We start from the raw sequence: 15,222 nt of genomic DNA, 5'->3' as shown, positions 1-15,222 counted from the left end.
GATCAGCCGCACGGTGTCGGCGTGCAGCGGGTCGATCTCCAGCTTCTTCTTGGTCTTCGATCCGCGCTGCTCGGCTGCGACGATACAATAGCCGATAGGCGGACGGAAATGCACCAACGCCCCCATAAATCCAGAAAACCATATTTCTGGCTTTCCAGATTATTGGCTTTCAGTCTTGCAAGAAAGGCAGATTTCGTTATGATTCTTAGAATCAAAGCTCCATCCGGTCGAGGACCGATACAGGTTGACCGTCATGGCTGAGAATCCTGCCCGCGCAAGCAAGAAGGACGCTCCTGAAGAGAGCGACAAGGGCAGTTCGCTCAACTTCAAAGTCACCCCAGAATTCAAGAAGGAGTTCAAAGGCTACGCGGTGAGCCAAGGGATCTCGATGGTCGACCTTCTGAAAGAAGGCTTCGCCCTTTCGAAGAAGCGACGCAGCCAGTGACTGCCTCGCGGATGTCCCAGCCACAGCCCAGAATCAAGGCACGCAGCGCAACAAGGCGTCACGATGACGCTTGACCTCTTCAGCGACGCTGCCGAGCCGAACCGCTGGTTCGTTCAACTCGACCAAGCAAATGCGGCGCAACAGATCGACGGCTTGGTCATTGTCGACGGTTATGATCGGAACGGACGTCCTCCCGAGGAAGTCGCGACCATAGAGAAGGCGCGCTTCTATAAGGCGCACTCTGTTTTCTTCGAAGTGGGACGCAATGGACGCGCGCCCGTTCCCCAGGCGTTTGTCTTCGTTTCAAGGGACGGAGGCGACGACGAAGAATTCGCCGATTTGCACAAGCGTCTTTGGAGTTGGGGCGGCGTGCCGCTCCTCTATCGGAGGACTCCTGGACAGATTCAGCTGTTCCGCTGCGCACACGATCCAGATTTCATTTCTCCGACCGGAGAACAGATTTGCAAGCCTTTCAGATTCCTTGACATCGGTTCCCGTATCGCCGCGACGGAAGCATGGTGGGACGCCGAACGCATTCGCAATGGCACCCTCTGGGATGACCCCAACGCCTGCCGTCTGATGCTCTCGGCCCAGAAAGCCGCACACCGAAAGCTGGTGGAGGCTGTCCGAGACCTCAATGACGAACTCAGTAACAAGCGTCTGCTTACCGCTGGCCTGCGTCGACGGCTGCTGATCCTCTCCTTGCTTATCGCCTACCTCGAAGAGCGAGGCGTTTTGGGGCCGGACTTCTTTGGGCGCTTCCTAAAGGATGCGAGCCGCTTCTTCGAAGTGTTGCGCGACGGGGCTGCGCTTGTCGAAATGCTGAAAGCCCTAGAGGACCGTTTCAACGGGCACGTCTTTGCTTTGAAGGATGATGAAGCAGGCGCATTAAAATCCAGCAGGCAACTGGCGCGATTTGCCAGTCTCGTGGAAGGATATGAGGACGCCGGTGGCCAACTTAGCTTCTGGCGCCTTTATTCGTTTAAAGATCTCCCCGTCGAGCTAATCAGTCATATCTACCAGCTGTTCGTCACCGATACCGACAGCTCGGTCTACACTCCCCCGACGCTGGTGCGTCTAATGCTCGACGAAGCACTGAGCTGGGACCGTATCGACCGCTTGATGGCGAGCCGAGAAATCGTTCTTGATCCTGCGTGTGGCTCGGGGGTTTTCCTCGTTGAGGCCTACAAGCGCCTGGTGCTTCATTGGCGCAGCCGCAACGACTGGGCAAAGCCGGGCGTGGATGAACTGCGGACTCTTCTGGATCGTGTCCATGGCATCGATCTGGAAGCTGGCGCAGTCGAACTTGCTGCCTTCAGCCTTTGCCTGGCACTTTGCGACGCACTCGAACCGGAAGAAATTCGCGCGAGCGTGAAGCTCTTTCCGAAGCTTGCTGACGCCTCCCTTCACAAGCGCTGCTTCTTCGAAGCCAAGGAAGAGGCCCTCATAAAAGCTCCAGTTGGTGTTCTGGTTGGCAATCCGCCCTTCGAGTCCAGCCTTACGACGCCTGCGGCAAAGCGTGCCTACGCTGCCTATGTCAAACAGCATGGGAAACTCGCCGACCAGCAAGTCGCTTATCTCTTCCTGCATGAAGCCATGGGGATGACTGCGGAAGGCGGCGTCCTCAGCATGATTCAACCATCAGGCTTCCTCTACAATCAACATGCAGGCGAATTCCGCGAGAGCTTCTTCAAGCGCTGGAATGTTCGCGAGATTCTCGATTTTGTGTCCGTCCGCGGCCTCTTCAAAAAGGGGGAAGCCGATCCCAAAGTTGTCATTGTCGTGGCGTTGTCGGAGCCGGCAAACCCAGCTTCGAAGCTGCTGCACGCTGTCTTTCGCCGGAACGGTCGAGCCAATGCGGAACAGGGTTTTGAGATCGACTACTACGATCTTCATCGCGTGCCGCATGCCGCACTGTCGAGCAACAGCGATCTCTGGCGGGCCAACCTACTCGGCGGTGATCGACTTTTGAGTTTCGTTCAGCGGTTGCGCAAATATCGCACTCTTGGTGAGTACGCGACCGAACGTGGCTGGAACAGCGGTGAAGGCTACATCGCTGGCCAGAAGGGGATTTCCCGGCCAGCAGAGCACATTGTCGGACAGCGATTGCTGCCTACTAAGGCGCTCTCCTCGAAAGGCCTTGACGCGTCCGCCATCACCAAAGTGCCAAAGGCACCGATCAAGGATCCTAAGTCGGAGGCGCGCTTCACTCCTCCGATCCTGCTCATGAAGGAGCACCAAGATCTCTATCATGCGATGTGGGAGGAGAGCTATCTCACCTACAAGCACGAAATCGTCGGTTTTGCCGCCCCCAAAGGCGACCTTAAGCGTTTACGCCTGGTACGCGACTGGATCGCGACCAACGCCCCTGCTCTTCAGGCCTATGTTGCCGGAACAAGTATTCGGTTATTCACACAGCGAGCAACATCGATCGCTAGCGCCGACATCATGGCGCTTCCATATCCCGAAGACGGCTCGCTCGATCTGAGTATGAACGAGCGGATTCTAATCGATGACGTCGTGCGATACGGACGAGATTTTGTCCGCAAGGGCAGCGACTCCGACGTTATGAAGCTCGATGGCGGACAAGCGTTGCCGGCTTTCGCCGAAAGCTTTACGTCCCAGATCAGTACGGTCTATGCGAACAAACCTTTGCGCGCACTTGAAGCGCAACGCTGGCCCGGCATCATCTGTCAGCCTTTCGTATTTGGCGTCGGCAAGGTCGACTGGACCGGAGTCGGTGAATTGCGGGGCAGATTGGATAGCCTTCTTCGTGAGAAGCGCGGCTCAAGCATCGCCGTAACCCGGATCGCTCGGATTTACGATCGCAATTTTGTCTTCTTGTTAAAACCCGACCGCCTTCGCTATTGGCTCCGCTCCACGGCATTACGGGATGCTGATGACGTGCTCGCCGATCTCCGTGCACAGGGGTTCTGAGCCTTGCTGGCGGATCAAGAAGAACCAAAAATCCAATCAGGCGCCCTGGACCAGAACCTTCATCTTCCGGCCGCATGGCGTCTGACCCTTCTAGAGTTCATCGCTAGCGAGCTTCCCAAATGGCGTGATGATCCCAAGCGCCCGATTGAAACCGCCGAGACATCGCTGACGTCACGACTCTGCGCCCACATGAATAGCGCAACAAGGAAGTCTGGAGGATGGGATTTTCTCCAGTTCCGTGTCGAGGAGCCGGACGAAATCGTCGGCGGGCGAAAGGTTGACTTGGTGCCAGCCCCCAGCGCAGCGACAATCTGGATCGAAGGCCGCGAGTACACGCAATATTCGCCTCTCGTTCCCATCGAGTGCAAGCGTCTGCCCATCCCAGCTAGCGCGACGCGCGACGAGCGCGAGTACCTCTACAGCGCTCATTCCTCGACTGGTGGCGTTCAACGTTTTAAAGCCGGGCACCATGGTGCCGCTCACTCGATCGGTGCCATGATCGGATACATCCAGTCTCGTGATATTGATTTCTGGGATGGCCAGATACGCGCTTGGCTTGAGGGGTTGATCGCAAGTCCGGTCGATGGATGGACCCTTCACGATGGGCTCCGCATCACGAAGCGGGATACGACGGCAAGGTCAGCGCTGTTGGAATCTGTTCATCGCCGAAGCGAAGGCCTGCCAGATATACAACTTCACCATCTCTGGATTGACATGGCTAACTCATCAGAGCAGGCGGCGCATTCGGCACAGCCTATCCTCCAACGTTAGCCGCATGACATTGCTTTCCCTGTACGAGCGTTACCAACTTAACTTTGCGTCTCGACCCGCCTCGGGGCGAAGCATGCCCTACGACTGGGATACACTACCAAAGAGCCTTGATGCTCGGTGGTTGGCCTATTCCCAAATGTTGTCAGAGTTCTCCCGCGAACTCGCCAATGTGATAAATGACCTTACGAGCTATGTACCGAGGCTTGAAGCCTGGTCCGACGTCGTGCGTTCACTCTCGAACGATGAGAAGCTTGCAGCCTGCCGAGAGTTCATTGATCCAGTCGCGACTGTCGCTGTGAGCCTGCCCTATGCCATCAAAGCGCGTTTCGTTTTCGCGATTGCTCACCTTTGCCATCAGGCCAACAGGGCGCGTCAAGGCAAGGATTGGCAAGACAACCTGACGTGGGATAGCGATATCAAGATGGACGTCGCCGAAACGTTGGGAGGCGATTGGTCGCCTTTAAGCGTCTGAAGGCTCGACTGGATACTGTAAACGGAAAGGCATTCAGAGAGGCAACGCACGATTTTCGCAATGCTTACTATCACAGGCTATCACCGCGTTTCGTCATCGGTATGACGCAGATAGTCACACGCCACGTTGATCCGAAAACCAAAAGCGTATCTTACGGGTTCGGAGGGATGGAGGCTCTTGATCTTGCCGAGGTGAGTGCTCTTCTCGCCGCGCAGCGCGACAACTGCTACGGCGTTTTCGAGGCCTTTCAGATGCTTGTCCAAGAGCAAGTAACTGTCATTACCTCCAACAGCACGGTGGCGAACTGAAGAGATTTTCAGGAGAGGTCCGGCTTGATCACTGACGCATTTGAAGGGTTTGCACATGCGCTCCGCATCTTGCCGGAAGTGGTCTACCGCGCATATGAACTTGTACGTATCGATGCTCATGAGGCGACCGGAAATATCGAGCACGCCCTGACGTCGGTTCTGAACGCTTTTCACAGCGTATACGACAGCGCGCGGGAAGATAGTCGGATTTCATTCGACTGGTACGGTGTACCTGAAACAGCTGCCATCCTCGCTGTCCGGAACGCACGGATCATAATCTTGCGGGCCGGGTGCGCGGACTGTCTACGTATCATCTTCAGACGCCACAGCCTGAAAGACCGCGTTCCTACCTCATGGTTGATTGCACGCCGGCAGCGGATAGCGGAACCACAATGGAGGTTCCGATTTCGTGGCACGACGTCCGTTCAATGCTGATGATGCCCGCTACCGAGAGCAGACTCCGCGCGAGCGCAAGCAAGGCAATTTTTGATTATCTCTCCGGAGATTTGCTCGACGGGTACGCAAAGCAATAAGGTGCCAGCCGAAGCAGTTTTCATCAATGCCACGCCATTGCTCGTCAATGCAGCCCGTCGCGCCGTACCGATTTTGAAGCCGCATATTAAGGCGCGGTCGGTAGAGGCGGAAACATATCTAGACCACTTTCAGACGGTGTCGCCCGCTGATACTCATTCCCACATCCTGCGCCACGTCACGCTCGGCTTCCTGCATAGTCGCAACCCAGCATGTCGGGCGTGGCATCGGCTAATACTTCTGGGACGGGTCTCCTCGATCTGCGCCGAGGAGGGCCTTAGAGGCCTATGGCGTAGACAAAGTTGTCATCTTCACCCAGTGCGGTGCGCCATTCCTGGACAAAAGAGAGAACTCCGGGCGCGCCAACCTGCCTGCTGGCGGTTGCGCCGAATACCGGCTAGGCACGCTGAATAACGACATTCTTGACGAAGTGCGCCTGCCACTCGAATAGAGCCCGGCGGGCTTCCTCCATTCGAAAAGTCTTCACAATCATGACCTTCCCGTCGGTTCATCCCGCGCTCGGGCGCGCTCTTTCTGCGCGCGGCTACTCTGCGCCGACCGCCGTGCAACTCGCGGTTCTTGAAGCCAACACGGTAGGGCGCGATTTGCTGGTCTCGGCGCAAACCGGCTCCGGGAAAACGGTCGCCTTCGGACTTGCGATGGCGTCGACGCTGCTTGGAGAAGCGGAACGTCTCTCCCAAGCCGCTGAGCCGCTGGCGCTGATCATCGCACCCACGCGTGAGCTTGCGATGCAAGTGCAGCGCGAACTCGATTGGCTCTATGCAGACACTGGGGCGCGTGTTGTGACCTGCGTCGGGGGCATGGACGCGCGCGCGGAAGCTCGCCAACTCGGCTTCGGCGCCCATATCGTGGTCGGCACGCCCGGACGGCTGCGGGACCATTTAGAACGGCGGCGGCTTGACCTGACAAAACTCGCAGCCGTTGTGCTCGACGAGGCCGACGAGATGCTCGATCTCGGATTTCGCGAGGATCTGGAATTCATTCTCGACGCAACCCCTGAAGGCCGCCAGACACTCCTGTTCTCGGCCACCATGCCGCGCGAGATCGAAGCACTGGCGCGACGCTATCAGCGCGACGCTGTTCGCATCGAAACGGTAAAGCGTAACGAGCAGCATGCCGACATCGACTATCGCGCCATTCGTATTGCACCGGCCGACACTGAAAACGCCATCGTCAACGTACTGCGGTTTCACGAGGCCGATGCCGCGCTGGTGTTCTGCTCGACGCGGGAAGCCGTAAAGCGGACGCACGCGCGCCTGTTGGAACGCGGTTTTGCTGCCGTGGCGCTATCCGGAGAGTTGACGCAGAACGAGCGTACCCATGCGCTGCAAGCGCTCCGTGATAGCCGCGCGCGAGTTCTCGTTGCAACGGACGTAGCGGCGCGCGGGCTCGATCTGCCTGCGCTCGCTCTCGTCATTCACGCCGATCTTCCGAACAATGCCGAAACGCTTCTTCACCGTTCGGGCCGCACGGGCCGGGCCGGCAACAAGGGCCTGTCGGTTCTGATTGTACCGTTTAACCGGCGGCGCAAGGCCGATGCACTCCTGGCCGCCGCCAAGCTCAAGGTCACGTGGGGCTCGGCGCCGACCTCCGAGGAAATCCGCGCGCGAGATCAGGAACGGTTTCTGGCCAGTTCCATCTTCACCGATCCCGCGACCAACGACGATTTGAATCTTTCCCAATCCCTTCAGGCCAACCGTAGCGCAGACGAGATTGCTCTCGCGCTGGTTCGCATGCATCGCGCCCAGCTTCCAGCGCCCGAAGACCTGAGCGATGATCCCGGCCCTCCGCAGCGGCGCGACGACCGTGCACGAGCGCCGCGCGAGCGGGATGAACGCGCAGGCCTGCGCCCGAAAGATCATCGCTCAACGCGTCCCGTGCGGGATCATGGCCGCGAGATGGTGTGGTTCCGGATCGATATCGGCCGCGAGCGTAATGCCGAGCCCCGCTGGCTGCTGCCGCTTCTCTGCCGCGCCGGCAATGTGACGAAAGCCGAGATCGGTTCCATCAAGATCTTCGATCGCGACACGCGCTTCCAGATCGCCGCCGAATTTGCAGACACGTTCGCGGATGCCGCGCGCGCGATGAAGCCGAACGAGGGGCGGATCTCGCGCATCGGCGCCTCCATGGGTGACGACGCTGGCACGCCCGGCAATCCGACGTTCGCTGCCCGGCAGCAGAATGACGACGAGGGCAAAGCCGCAACCTTGTCCGATCCTCAAACGGGTCGGCACGCGAAGACGCCATGGCGGGATCGAAACAAAGAGAAATCTGGCGCGCATTTTCATCGAAAGCGTGACGCACAGAAAACTCATGCCAAGGGCGCCGGGCCTCACCCAGGCCCATCAAAATCAAACGGCGAATATAAGCCTGTGTCGAAATACGCTCATAAGAAGAAGCACCAGAAGAAGCATCGCCCGGCCCCGTAGCCTAAGCAAAGGCGAGCGACTTCCGCGTTTGGCACTGATCGTTGACATCGGCGAGCCGCCGACGCCTTCTGGGCCAGAGTCGAGGTCATCCGTTAGCGGAAATTATGTCGGCTGTCGGCTCTGAGACCGCGTAGTAGTTTGTGCTTGGGGTCATCGAGTGATTGTTGGTAGCGACGCGCGAATGCGGTCGGAGAAATCTGGCGCCCCATCGGCCGCTTGAGCGGCCGCATTGATCAGAGATCGTCGCCGCAATTCGTCAAACGGCAGCGTCGTGTCGATCCTGCCCGAGTGGTAGAGATAGCTATCGATCAGTCCATTTAGGAGATGGCGGATGTCGAACCGTCCTTTCCGGCCCGCAGCATTCGCGTAGCGTATGATGTTAATCGTGCAACTATTGCTCAACAGGTGATAGAACTCCGGCCGATCGGCCAGCTCGTTGATGCGCTTCAAGTATATCATCAGCAGCCGCCGCGCATCGTCAGCGCTGGTGTTAAGGCGGTAGAGATAGACCGTCTCCTGACGGTGATTGACGCGCAGGCCAACGAGATCATGCTCGTCGGCGACCACATAAATCAATTCGAATTGCTTGAAGAGAGAGGCAATCGGGTCAAAGCCCTCGCCCACCTCCGGGCGCGTTTCAATGGAGATGCTCAACGGTGGCGCGTTGTCGAAGATGAAGCTCAGGAAGGTGTGTCCGACCCACCCTTCGGCCCAATAGGATACGTAGAAATCGATGCCAGTGAGGTGCGATAGAAGCACCTCGCGCTCCTCATAGCGCACCGTGAAATCGTCCCGGCTGCGGTAGTCGAAGTTTCGCACTCCAGTGATGCGCACGCGATCGCCGTCGATGGTCGCTCGCGGCATCACCGCGACTTCCGGTCGCCAATTGCGATCGTGTGACGGAGAAATAGAAATCCACCACGCAACCACACCGAGGAAAAGAGCTGCGAAAAGGATCGTGTGCCTCGGACGCGACAGCCAGAGAGCCCAAATCGCAAACGCCGCAAAGGCTATCGCCAGCGCCGAGCGCAGCCACGCCGTGGGCAGGTTGGAAAAGTGGATGGCCAGAGCGGCCCACAAGGACAGCAGAGCCAGGCACAGGTGCCGGAGGCCAGCGATCACGCGGCCGAGGGTTGAGGACATCACTCCGAGAAGGGCGCGCAATTGTTCCTCACTGGCTCAACGTGTTCTTGCAGATGCGGCCGTTTTGATGATGATTTTGAAGTTGTTGGTGGGATTAGCAAGCAGGTTGATATTGTCCAATAGCAACAATATTAATGCGGTAGTTCTCCCAGCGAAAGTAAGAACCATTCGCTGAACTGCCCGAAAGGCAGCCACGAAGGCGCGGCAACGTTTTCGATTTCGTTTCAGAACCGCAGCATAACCAAAAGCGTCTGGAAGCTAAGCTGCGTTAGACGCGTGCTGCTTTGGAAATGTGATTACAACGATCAATCCTGGATTGTTGTCGGCGAGCAGAATTTTAGCCCCGTGCAAATCCGCAATGGATGCCACGAGGCTGAGGCCCAGACCGTTTCCTTTTGTCGAACGACTTTTCTCCAAACGATAGAGACGCCTGAAAACTTTTTCGCGCTCTGCAGCCGGGATTCCAGGCCCGGTGTCTTTGACCGTCACTTTTGGTCGTCCGTCTTCCTCGCTCAGCTCGACGCCAATTCCCGATCCCGACGGGCAATGAACGATCGCGTTTTCGATCAGGTTGATAAAGAGCTGATTGAGAAGTTTCCGGTCGCCGTGGACGAACATGCGCGGCGAATCGCCGATCGATCCGGAAAGTTCGTGGCTCCGTTCCTCGGCGACGGCTTCGAGCGCATCGAGGATGTTGGCAAGCAAAGCATTGAGTTCGACGTTGACGAAACTTGTCTTTCGCGCTCCGGATTCGATTTCCGAAATCCTCAGCAAGGCGTCGAACGTTTCCGAAATCTCGTCGATCTCCTGAACCGCCGCACCCACGACTTCTTGATATCCCGCGAGATCGTGCGGACTCCATTGTGCGATTTCGAGCTTTTGGCGCATGCGCGCGATGGGCGTGCGCAGGTCATGGGCGATGTCCATCGACACTTGTTTCAGGTTGTCGATGAGAGCCTGCAATCTGTTCAGTGTCGCGTTGACCAACGCTGAAACTTGGTCGAGATCGTCTCCGGCGCGGCCGATGGGAATGCGCTCTTTCAGGTGACCCGAGGCGACGGCGTTCAGCACGGCATCCATCTTTGCAATACGCCGTTGAGCGCTCATGCCAGAGACGTAGCCGCCGATCATGGCCGCGAAGACCGACAGCCCAATACCCCACAAGAGGCCTGTCAAAAGTACACGTTGCGCGTCCTTGATGTCTCCATTTCCATCGCCGACGAACAACGCACCATTTTTTACTGGCGTCCATCGCCCGAGAACTGCCGTGCTTGTACGCGGCGTCGTCCATGCTCCGATCAATGGCAGCTCATCCCAGGGAATCGTCTTCCAGCCAGAGAAGCGAGGAATGACCCGGATGTTGCCGGCAACGTACTCGGCCTTGCCATCGACTAAGAGGTAAATGTCTTCATTTGACTGTGCGACCGCAGCATGACGATTGACCATTGCGGCGACCCCATCGAAGCCGCCGTTGACCTCCAGGTCCGATAACGTTCTTTGCACCTCGTCGACGTGAGCTTTGAGGTTATCGACAAGCTGCGCACTGATCACAAAGTACAGGACTGAAAAGATCGCGAGATTTGTCAGCGAAACGATTGCCGCGACCAATGCCGCCAATCGAATAGCCGCGCGTTGCGTCAGTCTAGTCTTTGTCATCGATGCGATAGCCAAGACCTCTTACGGTGCGGATCAACGGAATGTCGCCGGGCCGATCGATTTTTAATCGCAAGCGGCTGACATTCGTTTGCACGATAGAAGTTTTGGGATCGAGTTCCAAATCCCAAACTTGTTCGAGCAGCATCGAGCGTGTGACGACGCGCCCACGGTTGCGCACCAGAATTTCCAGCATGCGGAACTCACGGGGCTGCAGACGGATGATCTCTCCGCCGCGCTTGATCTCGCGCTTGATCAAATCGACTTCGAGATCGGCAATCCTATAATAGAAATCTTCATGCGCTATCGGAGGCCGCCGGCCGAGCGCCGCGACCCTCGCGACGAGTTCGCCGAGCGCAAATGGTTTCACAAGATAATCGTCGGCTCCGCTTTCAAAGCCTTCTATTCGGTCTTCGATGCCGCCAACGGCAGTCAAAAACAGGATCGGCGAACTCACGCGGGCCGCGCGAAGACGTTGAACGATGGATAGTCCGTCCAATCCGGGCAGCATCCGGTCGATGACCAAGACGTCGAACCCGCCCACAACGGCATGCTTAAAACCGTTCTGGCCGTCGTTCGAGACATCAACATCGTAGCCATGTTTGACGAGACTTTGTTTGACGAGTTTTGCCGTCTGGTCGTCGTCTTCGATGAGAAGAATTCGCATCAGGGATCATCGTTTGAGAACATAGTGTCGGGATCGCCGCGATCGTCGCGTTGGGGAAGAATGAGTTCCCGGCGTTATTCATCTAAGATCATATGGAGCGAGGTTGCTCAAGTGTTGTGGGTGGGAGGCGCCGAACCGACCATCGTGACCTCGGAACGCAACGTGATCGGATTGAGGCGGAAACCTCAGAAATCTGTATGGTTCCCGGAAATCACCGTCTGAAGGCAGGCAATCATACAAGTCGGCGATACTGCTGCCTCATTGACGGCCGACATCGCTTGGAATTTCGACGCCGGACGGGGGGCGACCAGATGTTTCATCCGGCAGGACATGTTTGCCGCAACAGCAGAACTGCGCTCGTGGCCGCATCGCTGCTTGTGAATTCGCAAGCGGGCGCCGGAACGGCTTGCGTAACCTGCACCCAGCCAAGTTTGAGTGTTCGCTGTGAAATTCGAAAGTCGGAAGCAATCGAAGGGTTGCCGTTCGGCGAGGAACTTCTGGGCAAAGCGTGCGCGAAGGTCGTCAAGTGGTCCTATGGCGCCGACCGATGTCGTGCGTTGAAAGACACGACGTGTCTCGATTGGCCGCAAAAAAGCTTTTCACTCAAGGAAGCCAAGCACGCGCTTCTTGGAGAAGCTCCGCCCTTACCGGTATCGGAGCCGCAAAATCCGGCATCGCAATTGCCGCCGGATGGTTCCGTGCAGGCGCCCCAAAATGCCTTCACGACCGCCTGGCACAAGTTCATCGCCTTTTTCACGTGGCATTAGCTGAATGACGGCCTGTGCGATCCGAAACACGCTTGGAATTAGACGCCTGACCTTGCTGATCATCATCGGCATTCTTTGCGGTGTGGCAGGTTGCGATAAGCCGGACTCTTCCGACAGCGAGGGGATAGATCGGCAAACTTGCCTCGGGTCGGAGCTTGGGCCGGTCGAGGCACTTGCGGCGTGTTCGCGTTTCATTGCTGTAGCGAACAGCCGAACGCTTAGCCGCTCAGATGCTTATTACAATCGTGGCGTTGCATTTGCGGATTTGGGTGAATGGCATCACGCCAAGCTTGATCTTGAAGATGCGCTTAAGCTCGATCCGAAAAACCGCTGGGCCAGCCAACGGCTCGAAAATGTAATCCAAGCTCTGTCGAAAGCGGGAGGCTGAATGTGAATCGCCTCATCTGGGATTCCTCACCGCCATGCCACGAGGACGGCTCCGGAAGCCATCATTGCTATGCCGATCCAATTGATGAGCGAAAGAGACTCTCCGAGAATCGTGACGCCGAATATCGCGACCAGAACGACGCCAAGCTTATCAATCGGTGCAACGAGGGCAGCGTCGCCGATCTGCAAAGCCCGGAAGTAGCAGAGCCATGAGGCTCCCGTGGCCAAGCCTGAGAGCGCGAGAAACAGATACGTATGAGCCGAGATATCGTTCACTTGTTGGAAAAGGCCGCGCGCAAGAAGAATGACGCCCAATGCCACCATAACCACCACCGTGCGGATGAACGTCGCGAGATCCGAGTTGATGTTGGCGACGCCAATTTTTGCGAAAATCGCCGTCAATGCCGCGAAGGTCGCCGATAGAAGAGCCCATGCGAGCCAGCCGAATTTTAATTCCACTGTATCAGCTCCTGTGTGTGCGGACTTTGACAATTAGATTTTTACGACATCTCCCCGGCGGCGCATACTGCCAACGACGAAGGACATGCAATCATGACTGAGGAAGAGAGCGTACATCCGGCGACCGTATCGAAGGTCGCTGAAATTACGCTTGCATTCTGGATTCTGAAAATCCTTGCCACGACTCTCGGAGAGACCGCCGGCGATTATCTCTCGATGTCGCTGGAGCTTGGATATTACGTAGGACTTGCGATTACGTTTGCCGTCCTCATTGCCGTTCTCGCGGCCCAGATCAAGTCGCGGGCCTTTCATCCGCTGCTGTTCTGGCTCGCGATTATCGCCACGACGACGGCTGGAACCGAAGTTTCGGATTTTATGGATCGCTCCCTTGGATTGGGCTATGCGCTCGGTTCCGCGCTTTTGGTTGCCGGTCTGCTTCTGACGCTTGCATGCTGGTACATGCGCGTTGGCGATCTGACCGTGTATCCGCTGTACCGGAAGGACAGCGAAATCTACTTTTGGCTCGCGGTGCTATTCTCAAACAGCCTTGGCACAGCCTTTGGAGATTTCCTCACTGACAATGTCGGTCTCTCGTTCCTGCAGGGCGCGGCGGTGACGGCAGCGATTATTCTGATCGTCGGCGCTCTGCACTATTCAAAATCTCTGTCCGATGTTCTGCTATTTTGGATCGCCTTCGTATTTACACGTCCTTTTGGAGCGACGTTCGGCGACTTCCTTACCAAACCGGCGGAGGCCGGCGGTTTGAACTTGCCCCGCGATTACGCGTCGTTGACGACGTTGGTTCTGCTTCTCGCAATCCTCTACATTTCCAATCGAAGGCCGGCGAAGAGCTTCGAATAGCGAAGAGTCGTAAGCTAAGCCGTCGAACGCGCGGCGCAGGCGTTGAGAGCTTGCGCTAGACCCGCCAGAGCTTTCGGTTTCCGCCCATAATCGGCGCACATTCTGCGCTCCTCGCCCCCTTTGCACTTGCACTTCGACAAAAGAACATTTAGTGAACATGTATGGCTATGACGCTCTTCGAAAAGCTTCCGATTTTAGCCGACGCCGCCAAATACGACGCGTCGTGCGCGTCCTCGGGCGGGCCGAAGCACAAGGCGAAACAAGGTGGGCTTGGATCGACCACCGGAGCCGGGATCTGTCACTCCTACACGCCTGACGGCCGCTGCGTGTCGCTACTCAAAATCCTGCTCACCAACTACTGTCTGTACGACTGCGCCTACTGCATCAATCGACGCTCCTCGAACGTCCGCCGCGCGCGTTTCTCGGTCGACGAGGTCGTGACGCTGACGACCGAATTTTATAAGCGCAATTATATCGAAGGACTTTTCCTGTCCTCCGGCATCATCCGCTCCGCCGACTACACGATGGAACAGATGATGCTCGTCGCCAAGAAGCTGCGGCGCGAGCACGGCTTTGCCGGCTACATCCATTTGAAGACGATTCCGGAAGCAAGCCCCTGGTTGATCGAGCAGGCCGGCTTATGGGCCGATCGCCTGTCCATCAATTTGGAACTTTCGCGAGAGACAAGCCTCCGCAAGCTGGCTCCTGAGAAAAACGCCGAAACGATCCAGTTTGCGATGAGGCAGACGGGAGAGCGCATCGCGGAAGCCAAGAAGGAGAAGCGCCGCTTTTCGCCCGCCGGCCAAAGCACGCAAATCATCGTCGGCGCGGACGATGCATCGGACCTCGACGTGCTCCGATCAAGCTCGCGCATGTACGAGAAATATAAGCTCAAGCGCGTATATTATTCCGGCTTCAGCCCGATCCCCGACGCGAGCAAGGCGTTGCCCGTCAAAGCGCCTCCGCTGGTTCGGGAGCACCGGCTTTATCAAGCCGATTGGCTGTTGCGATACTATGAGTTCTCGATCGAGGATCTCGCATCCGCCTCTGACGACGGAATGCTCGACCTCGGCATCGACCCGAAGTTCGCCTGGGCGCTGAAGCATCGCGAGGCCTTTCCCGTCGACGTGAACACCGCCGCACGCGAGATGTTGTTGCGCGTCCCGGGATTGGGCAAACGTGCCGTCGATCAGATTATCTCTTCGCGGCGGCATCATCGTCTGCGAGCCGAAGACATCCGCCGCCTGTCGCCGGGATTCAAACGTGCGCTGCCGTTTCTGATCGCGGCCGATCACCATTCGACAGCGCTTCTCGACCGGCTCGACCTGCGCAGCCGCATCGCACCCTCTCAGCAGCTGGAGTTGTTCTGAG

General features: G+C 57.3%; 14 protein-coding genes. 9 read left to right on the top strand and 5 right to left on the bottom strand.

Annotated elements, in window-relative coordinates; genetic code table 11:
- Nucleotides 1-253: 253 nt before the first annotated feature.
- From HDEN_RS01730 to HDEN_RS17655, 4 genes are all read left to right on the top strand, one after another.
- Entirely contained in the window at nucleotides 254-445 is a 192-nt protein-coding gene (locus HDEN_RS01730; RefSeq protein WP_013214399.1) for a hypothetical protein, read from the top strand.
- A 63-nt stretch (nucleotides 446-508) separates the two neighbouring features.
- On the top strand, nucleotides 509-3,382 hold the full coding sequence (locus HDEN_RS01725) for an HsdM family class I SAM-dependent methyltransferase (RefSeq protein WP_013214398.1): 2,874 nt from the start codon (nucleotides 509-511) through the stop codon (nucleotides 3,380-3,382).
- 3 nt (nucleotides 3,383-3,385) lie between these two features.
- Nucleotides 3,386-4,153, top strand: coding sequence for a hypothetical protein (locus tag HDEN_RS01720; RefSeq protein WP_013214397.1), 768 nt, complete (start codon nucleotides 3,386-3,388; stop codon nucleotides 4,151-4,153).
- Between the two features lie 73 nt (nucleotides 4,154-4,226).
- On the top strand, nucleotides 4,227-4,625 hold the full coding sequence (locus HDEN_RS17655) for a hypothetical protein (RefSeq protein WP_049775127.1): 399 nt from the start codon (nucleotides 4,227-4,229) through the stop codon (nucleotides 4,623-4,625).
- Nucleotides 4,626-4,705: 80 nt separating this feature from the next.
- Here HDEN_RS17655 and HDEN_RS17650 read toward each other — a convergent pair whose 3' ends face one another.
- Nucleotides 4,706-5,077: a hypothetical protein gene (locus tag HDEN_RS17650; RefSeq protein WP_150103170.1), complete on the bottom strand. Its 372-nt coding sequence runs from the start codon at nucleotides 5,075-5,077 to the stop codon at nucleotides 4,706-4,708.
- 878 nt (nucleotides 5,078-5,955) lie between these two features.
- Here HDEN_RS17650 and HDEN_RS01710 point away from each other — a divergent pair.
- Complete coding sequence (locus tag HDEN_RS01710) at nucleotides 5,956-7,914, top strand: DEAD/DEAH box helicase (protein WP_013214396.1); 1,959 nt, start codon at nucleotides 5,956-5,958, stop codon at nucleotides 7,912-7,914.
- A 150-nt stretch (nucleotides 7,915-8,064) separates the two neighbouring features.
- On the opposite strand, the gene HDEN_RS01705 is transcribed toward HDEN_RS01710, so the two are convergent.
- From HDEN_RS01705 to HDEN_RS01695, 3 genes are all read right to left on the bottom strand, one after another.
- Nucleotides 8,065-9,057 carry an Lnb N-terminal periplasmic domain-containing protein gene (locus tag HDEN_RS01705; RefSeq protein ID WP_245256698.1) on the bottom strand — a complete coding sequence of 331 codons (993 nt, stop codon included), beginning with the start codon at nucleotides 9,055-9,057 and terminating at the stop codon, nucleotides 8,065-8,067.
- Between the two features lie 258 nt (nucleotides 9,058-9,315).
- Nucleotides 9,316-10,728 carry a sensor histidine kinase gene (locus HDEN_RS01700; RefSeq protein ID WP_245256697.1) on the bottom strand — a complete coding sequence of 471 codons (1,413 nt, stop codon included), beginning with the start codon at nucleotides 10,726-10,728 and terminating at the stop codon, nucleotides 9,316-9,318.
- Nucleotides 10,700-11,377: a response regulator transcription factor gene (locus tag HDEN_RS01695; RefSeq protein WP_013214393.1), complete on the bottom strand. Its 678-nt coding sequence runs from the start codon at nucleotides 11,375-11,377 to the stop codon at nucleotides 10,700-10,702. The genes HDEN_RS01700 and HDEN_RS01695 overlap by 29 nt, the downstream gene beginning before the upstream one ends.
- Before the next feature lie 359 nt (nucleotides 11,378-11,736).
- Between HDEN_RS01695 and HDEN_RS01690 the strand changes: the two genes are divergently transcribed.
- Both HDEN_RS01690 and HDEN_RS01685 read left to right on the top strand, forming a co-directional pair.
- Entirely contained in the window at nucleotides 11,737-12,144 is a 408-nt protein-coding gene (locus HDEN_RS01690) for a hypothetical protein (RefSeq protein ID WP_245256696.1), read from the top strand.
- Between the two features lie 52 nt (nucleotides 12,145-12,196).
- Nucleotides 12,197-12,532 carry a tetratricopeptide repeat protein gene (locus HDEN_RS01685; protein ID WP_169305471.1) on the top strand — a complete coding sequence of 112 codons (336 nt, stop codon included), beginning with the start codon at nucleotides 12,197-12,199 and terminating at the stop codon, nucleotides 12,530-12,532.
- A gap of 26 nt (nucleotides 12,533-12,558) precedes the next feature.
- Here the strand turns inward: HDEN_RS01685 and HDEN_RS01680 are convergent, their stop codons facing one another.
- Nucleotides 12,559-12,990: an EamA family transporter gene (locus tag HDEN_RS01680; RefSeq protein ID WP_013214391.1), complete on the bottom strand. Its 432-nt coding sequence runs from the start codon at nucleotides 12,988-12,990 to the stop codon at nucleotides 12,559-12,561.
- A gap of 93 nt (nucleotides 12,991-13,083) precedes the next feature.
- Between HDEN_RS01680 and HDEN_RS01675 the strand changes: the two genes are divergently transcribed.
- Nucleotides 13,084-13,851, top strand: coding sequence for a COG4705 family protein (locus tag HDEN_RS01675; protein WP_013214390.1), 768 nt, complete (start codon nucleotides 13,084-13,086; stop codon nucleotides 13,849-13,851).
- Nucleotides 13,852-14,012: 161 nt separating this feature from the next.
- Nucleotides 14,013-15,221, top strand: coding sequence for a putative DNA modification/repair radical SAM protein (locus HDEN_RS01670; protein WP_041921493.1), 1,209 nt, complete (start codon nucleotides 14,013-14,015; stop codon nucleotides 15,219-15,221).
- Nucleotide 15,222: the final 1 nt, after the last annotated feature.

It is taken from the genome of Hyphomicrobium denitrificans ATCC 51888, from assembly GCF_000143145.1.
GTDB classification, from domain to species: domain Bacteria; phylum Pseudomonadota; class Alphaproteobacteria; order Rhizobiales; family Hyphomicrobiaceae; genus Hyphomicrobium_B; species Hyphomicrobium_B denitrificans.
The sequence above is the reverse complement of the archived record's forward strand: the minus strand, read 5'-3'. Positions and strand labels throughout refer to the sequence as shown.

Excerpts from the sequence above, each read along its gene's own strand:
- HDEN_RS01710 (WP_013214396.1), top strand. The coding sequence starts at position 5,956 with ATGACCTTCCCGTCGGTTCATCCCGCGCTCGGGCGCGCTCTTTCTGCG.
- HDEN_RS01705 (WP_245256698.1), bottom strand. The coding sequence starts at position 9,057 with ATGTCCTCAACCCTCGGCCGCGTGATCGCTGGCCTCCGGCACCTGTGC.
- HDEN_RS01675 (WP_013214390.1), top strand. The coding sequence starts at position 13,084 with ATGACTGAGGAAGAGAGCGTACATCCGGCGACCGTATCGAAGGTCGCT.
- HDEN_RS17655 (WP_049775127.1), top strand. The coding sequence starts at position 4,227 with ATGCCCTACGACTGGGATACACTACCAAAGAGCCTTGATGCTCGGTGG.
- HDEN_RS01730 (WP_013214399.1), top strand. The coding sequence starts at position 254 with ATGGCTGAGAATCCTGCCCGCGCAAGCAAGAAGGACGCTCCTGAAGAG.
- HDEN_RS01725 (WP_013214398.1), top strand. The coding sequence starts at position 509 with ATGACGCTTGACCTCTTCAGCGACGCTGCCGAGCCGAACCGCTGGTTC.
- HDEN_RS01670 (WP_041921493.1), top strand. The coding sequence starts at position 14,013 with ATGGCTATGACGCTCTTCGAAAAGCTTCCGATTTTAGCCGACGCCGCC.
- HDEN_RS01695 (WP_013214393.1), bottom strand. The coding sequence starts at position 11,377 with ATGCGAATTCTTCTCATCGAAGACGACGACCAGACGGCAAAACTCGTC.